Source organism: uncultured Meiothermus sp. (genome assembly GCF_937863175.1).
GTDB lineage: Bacteria > Deinococcota > Deinococci > Deinococcales > Thermaceae > Meiothermus.
This window is the reverse complement of record NZ_CALMCQ010000272.1, coordinates 1-4,359: the sequence shown is the minus strand read 5'-3', so window position 1 is coordinate 4,359 and position 4,359 is coordinate 1. Positions and strand designations below refer to the sequence as shown.

At 58.5% G+C, this 4,359-nt stretch carries 5 protein-coding genes and 1 pseudogene; 4 read left to right on the top strand and 2 right to left on the bottom strand.

Annotated features, from left to right (window positions below):
* Positions 1–825 precede the first annotated feature (825 nt).
* On the bottom strand, positions 826–1,251 hold the full coding sequence (locus tag Q0288_RS10185) for a helix-turn-helix transcriptional regulator (RefSeq protein WP_299430036.1): 426 nt from the start codon (positions 1,249–1,251) through the stop codon (positions 826–828).
* The gene (locus Q0288_RS10180; RefSeq protein ID WP_299430034.1) at positions 1,248–1,643 is read right to left on the bottom strand and encodes a hypothetical protein; all 396 of its coding nucleotides are present in this window, start codon (positions 1,641–1,643) and stop codon (positions 1,248–1,250) included. The genes Q0288_RS10185 and Q0288_RS10180 overlap by 4 nt, the downstream gene beginning before the upstream one ends.
* A 289-nt stretch (positions 1,644–1,932) precedes the next feature.
* Here Q0288_RS10180 and Q0288_RS10175 point away from each other — a divergent pair, with 289 nt between their 5' ends.
* From Q0288_RS10175 to Q0288_RS10160, 4 genes and pseudogenes are all read left to right on the top strand, one after another.
* Complete coding sequence (locus Q0288_RS10175) at positions 1,933–2,223, top strand: DUF2726 domain-containing protein (RefSeq protein WP_299430032.1); 291 nt, start codon at positions 1,933–1,935, stop codon at positions 2,221–2,223.
* Positions 2,220–2,444: an addiction module protein gene (locus tag Q0288_RS10170; RefSeq protein WP_299430030.1), complete on the top strand. Its 225-nt coding sequence runs from the start codon at positions 2,220–2,222 to the stop codon at positions 2,442–2,444. The genes Q0288_RS10175 and Q0288_RS10170 overlap by 4 nt, the downstream gene beginning before the upstream one ends.
* Positions 2,422–2,601 carry a hypothetical protein gene (locus Q0288_RS10165; protein WP_299430028.1) on the top strand — a complete coding sequence of 60 codons (180 nt, stop codon included), beginning with the start codon at positions 2,422–2,424 and terminating at the stop codon, positions 2,599–2,601. The genes Q0288_RS10170 and Q0288_RS10165 overlap by 23 nt, the downstream gene beginning before the upstream one ends.
* Before the next feature lie 400 nt (positions 2,602–3,001).
* Positions 3,002–4,359: pseudogene (locus Q0288_RS10160) on the top strand (pyruvate dehydrogenase (acetyl-transferring), homodimeric type); the annotation flags it as partial.

Sequence of the window (4,359 nt, the reverse complement as noted above, 5' to 3'; positions counted from 1 at the left end):
ACCAGCTCCCCCCCCACGGTGCCCTGCCCCCGCTGCGGCAACACCAACATGATCTTTAAAACCCTGACCCTGGCCACCCCCGAAGACCGCATCGAGGCCATCCTGCGCGAGCAGAGGGCTCTGCGTACGGCGCTGGAAGATTTGCTGTTGTACCTCAAGCGCAAGCTGGGGCCATAAGGAAAGGCTTGAAAGCCTAAAGCTAAAGGCTAAAGGCTGCTACTGCATGTAGACTTACCACTGTCCGGCGCCATGGATGAAAGTTGGTTGACTCCTTCCCCTGCGAGAACGGGTAGAGAAGGGGGTCTCGACCACCGACAACCCGTACTCGGTGATGCAGAAGCGGGTACATTCATTTAGGAGACGCGGTAATAAACCAGATTGCGCCTTCGAGTCGCACCCCCGCCTAACCTCCTCCATCAAGGGGGAGAAACCAAGCAACCGGTTTTTTACATGTCCCAATGTCCAGTGGCTTGATTGCGACCAGGCTCGGGTGCGCTATCCGCTAGTTATAGTGATGCCGAAAAAGTGGACGGTGGAATAGGGGCAGAGGTGGCCCCGCAGCCTTCCCAGACGAAGCGGCTACGCTGCTGCCCTAGTCTGCCAAGCTCCCGGCCAGCACGCAGCGCAGCACCCCAAAGCTATAGCGCCCGCCGAGCCGAGGCGAGCACGGAGGCAAGCTGTTCTGGGCCTGTAGCCGCTACCCGGAGTGCAGGGCGGTCGTGCCCATCGGGGACGGGGTGGCGGGGTAGGGGCGCATAGTCTCCGGGCCTACTTTTTCACCCCAGCCGTGACCCTTTGGTCTTGGGCACGAAGGCTATCCCAAAGCTATCCCATCACCTCCGCCTCCAAGCGCAACTCCACCCCCATCTTCTGCAAAATCATCTGGGCTCGTTCCACCGTTATGCCGTGGTACTCGTTGCGCTCGTCGCGCGAGACCTGCGCCTCCGACACCCCCAGCCGCTCGGCCAGTTCGCGCTGGGTCAGCCCTTTGGCAATTCGCACCCCGACCAGCCACCGCCCAATTTGCGTCAGGTCGGAGAGGGTTCCCAGTTCGCCCCGGCGCATCTGCTCGTAGATGGCAACCTCCTCGCTCAACTGCGCGTGGAACGAGAGCGCGGGTTGCATGGCCCGCTCGAGCTGGTCTCCCTTGAGGCCGATGCTGCGCAGGTGTTCGCGCTGGCGGTGTAGGTACTCGGCGTCGTTTTTGAGTTGCTCGAGCGCCTTTCGATACTCGTTTTCGGTTCGGATCATACCTGGCTCACCTCCACGATCTGGATAATTCCTTTGGGCTGCCCGCTGCCCCGCTGTTGCCTGAACGCCGAGGGAAATTGCAGCTCGTGTCCGTGTACGTCCCGGATGCCCGACGACTGCCCGAAATGCGGATACAGCTCTACTCGATACTGATGCCACATCGGCAGTTGCTTTTTGAGATAGCCCTGGTACGGGCGACGGGTGCGGCTGTCCCAGGTCCAGATCTTGTATGGGTCGAGGAAATTAAGGTAGCGCTCGAGATCACCCGAAGCGAAATAGGAAGCGTCACAGACAAAGTATCCGTCAATGTCGTTGGGGTGATCCTTGTCCTCAACAAACGACCCGTCCAGGAAAACCTCGAGTATGCCTACCTCCCATAGCTGCCGAACCATGACCTCGCACTGATGAACCAGGTACAACCGCCAAGCCACGTCCCAGCTACCGCCATTCCCTAACACAAGATGTGACTGGCGCAATTCGGGAAAAGTCAGCGGGTAATCTCCAGGTGGCAACAGACCGAGGGCGTTGAATGGAGGCAAGCCCGCCACAAGGCTAGTTTAGCATATATGTTGATATTTGTAAAACTTAATATACATGTAGATTAAGACTGAACACGATTTGACCTGTGGTTCCGGTCAAAAACCGCATCTTACCCACTTCTAAAGCTCCGAAGTTGGGTGTATGGAGATGCTGTTTTTAGTTCTTGTGGTTCTAGTTGGACTGATGGTCTGGTTGCAGTACCCGCGCGGCACCAGTGGCGGGCGCACCGAGGCCAGCCCCAAATCCCCAGTGGCCTACGTTAAAAAGAACGCCCTGCTCAGCCCTGCCGAGCGCTCGTTTTACGGGGTGCTGCGGCAGGCGGTGGGCGAGACCTACCAGGTTCACGCCAAGGTGCGCCTGGCCGACCTCATCCAACTGGCCTCGGGGCTCTCGAGACCCCACCCAAGCCCTCGAGCTACAATAAACCCATGAGCAAGGAGCAAGTTCTCGAGCAAGCCCTAAAGCTGGATTTGAAAGACCGGGCCGATTTGGCCCAGCTATTGCTCTTGAGTCTCGAATCCCTCAGCCCCGAAGAGCACGACCGCCTGTGGACAGATGTTGCGGTGCGTCGCGCCGAAGAACTGCGCAGCGGTAAAGCCAAAGGCTATACCTGGGAAGAGATCAAACGCGATGCCCTCTCCAGACCTGGATGAGATTTTTCATGCTGAGGCACGGTTCGAGTTCTTATACGCCTCGGAATACTACCGCTCGGTTTCACCCGAACTGGCCCGCAAGTTTGTTGGGGTGGCCCACGAAAGCCGTCACCCCGACTACTGGGTTTACCGCCTGGACGAGCCTGGCAGAAAGTAGATTTTGGTTAGCGCAGATCGCTGGTATTGAGCCTACAAACAACTGAATGAAGTGCAATAGTCAACCTCCGCTATTAGCGGTGGGAGAACGTACTATCTATGCGTATGTCTTTTGTGTCAGCGGGACGAGACCTTCACCTCGGCCTGCTTTTCGCCTCGAACCTTTGAAAAACTCCACCAATTCCATCTGACACAGTTTTTTGCCTCGCCATTTTGCCATTTGATAAAAGTTTTTTATACACTGTAAAAAAAGCACTTCCTTACGTTTTGCCTGCAAAAAATCTGCTGTAATGTAAGGCTGATGACAAAGGAAATCCGTCGAACGCTGAAGGCCCGATGCCTGGAATCAAAGGGCTATGGGCTATCCGCTATCAGCTATCGGCCTGTCAAAGGAGCCTCGAATGGTTGAAGATCGCGAACTGATCGCTGCCCGCGCAGGGCTATCTGCCGAACAACAGGTAAGGCTGGAAGACCTGGAAAACAAGGAGTGGCTGGAGAGCCTCGAGTATATCCTGCGCACCGCCGGGCGCGACCGGGTGGCGCAGATAATGGAGATGCTCGAGAACCACGCCTACCGCTACGGGGTGGTGATCCACGACAAGGTCAATACCCCTTACGTCAATAGCATCTCCCTGGAAAACCAGCCGCCCTATCCGGGCGACATGGAGATGGAACAGCGCATCGCCAGCATCCTGCGCTGGAACACCATCGCCATCGTGCAGCAGGCCAACAAAAAGGCTGACGGGGTGGGCGGCCACATCTCCACCTATGCCAGCATCGCCGAGCTGATGGAGATGGGCTTCAACCACTTCTTCCGCGGACAGGAGACCCCCGACCACGACAAGGTCTTCTACCAGGGCCACATGTCGCCGGGGGTCTATGCCCGCTCGTTTCTGGAGGGGCGCTTCAACACCGACGATCTGGGCAAGTTCCGGCGCGAGCTATTAGACGGGCCGGGCCGGGGGCTTTCCAGCTACCCCCACCCCTGGCTGATGCCCGACTACTGGGAGTTCCCTACCGTCTCGATGGGGCTGGGGCCGTTGCAGGCAATTTATCAGGCCCGCTTCATGCGCTACCTGGAAGACCGGGGCCTCAAGCCTCGGTCGGACGCCAAGGTCTGGGCCTTCCTGGGCGACGGTGAGCAGGACGAGGTCGAGACCCTGGGCGGTCTGCGGGTGGCGGCCTACGAGGAGCTGGACAATCTGATTTTTGTCATCAACGCCAATTTGCAGCGCCTGGACGGGCCGGTGCGCGGCAACTCCAAGGTGATCCAGGAGCTCGAGAGCATCTACCGAGGCAACGGCTGGAATGTGATCAAGGTGGTCTGGGGCGGCGCCTGGGACGAACTTTTTGCCCGAGACAGCGAGGGTGTCCTGCTCGAGCGCATGGAGCGGCTGGTGGACGGCGAGAGCCAGCGTTATGCCGCCTATGGGGGCAAGGAACTGCGCGAGAGGTTCTTCGACACCCCCGCTCTGCAACAACTGATCGAGGGCTTTTCGGATCAGGACTTAGACCGGCTGACGCGCTCGAGGGGTGGGCACGACCAGGCCAAAATCTACGCGGCCTATAAAGCTGCTGCGGAGCACAAAGGCTCACCCACCGTCATTATCGCCCGCAGCATCAAGGGCTACGCGCTCGGCCCCCAGGCCCAGGCCAAGAATGTGGCCCACCAGGTCAAGAAGCTCACCCTGGAAGACCTGCGCGAGGCCCGCGACTTCCTGAAAATTCCGGTATCCGACCAAGACCTGGAAAATACCCC

What these genes read in the sequence shown, in the direction of transcription:
- Q0288_RS10185 (WP_299430036.1), bottom strand. Translation starts at nt 1,251, where the DNA reads ATGATCCGAACCGAAAACGAGTATCGAAAGGCGCTCGAGCAACTCAAA.
- Q0288_RS10180 (WP_299430034.1), bottom strand. Translation starts at nt 1,643, where the DNA reads ATGGTTCGGCAGCTATGGGAGGTAGGCATACTCGAGGTTTTCCTGGAC.
- Q0288_RS10175 (WP_299430032.1), top strand. Translation starts at nt 1,933, where the DNA reads ATGGAGATGCTGTTTTTAGTTCTTGTGGTTCTAGTTGGACTGATGGTC.
- Q0288_RS10170 (WP_299430030.1), top strand. Translation starts at nt 2,220, where the DNA reads ATGAGCAAGGAGCAAGTTCTCGAGCAAGCCCTAAAGCTGGATTTGAAA.
- Q0288_RS10165 (WP_299430028.1), top strand. Translation starts at nt 2,422, where the DNA reads ATGCCCTCTCCAGACCTGGATGAGATTTTTCATGCTGAGGCACGGTTC.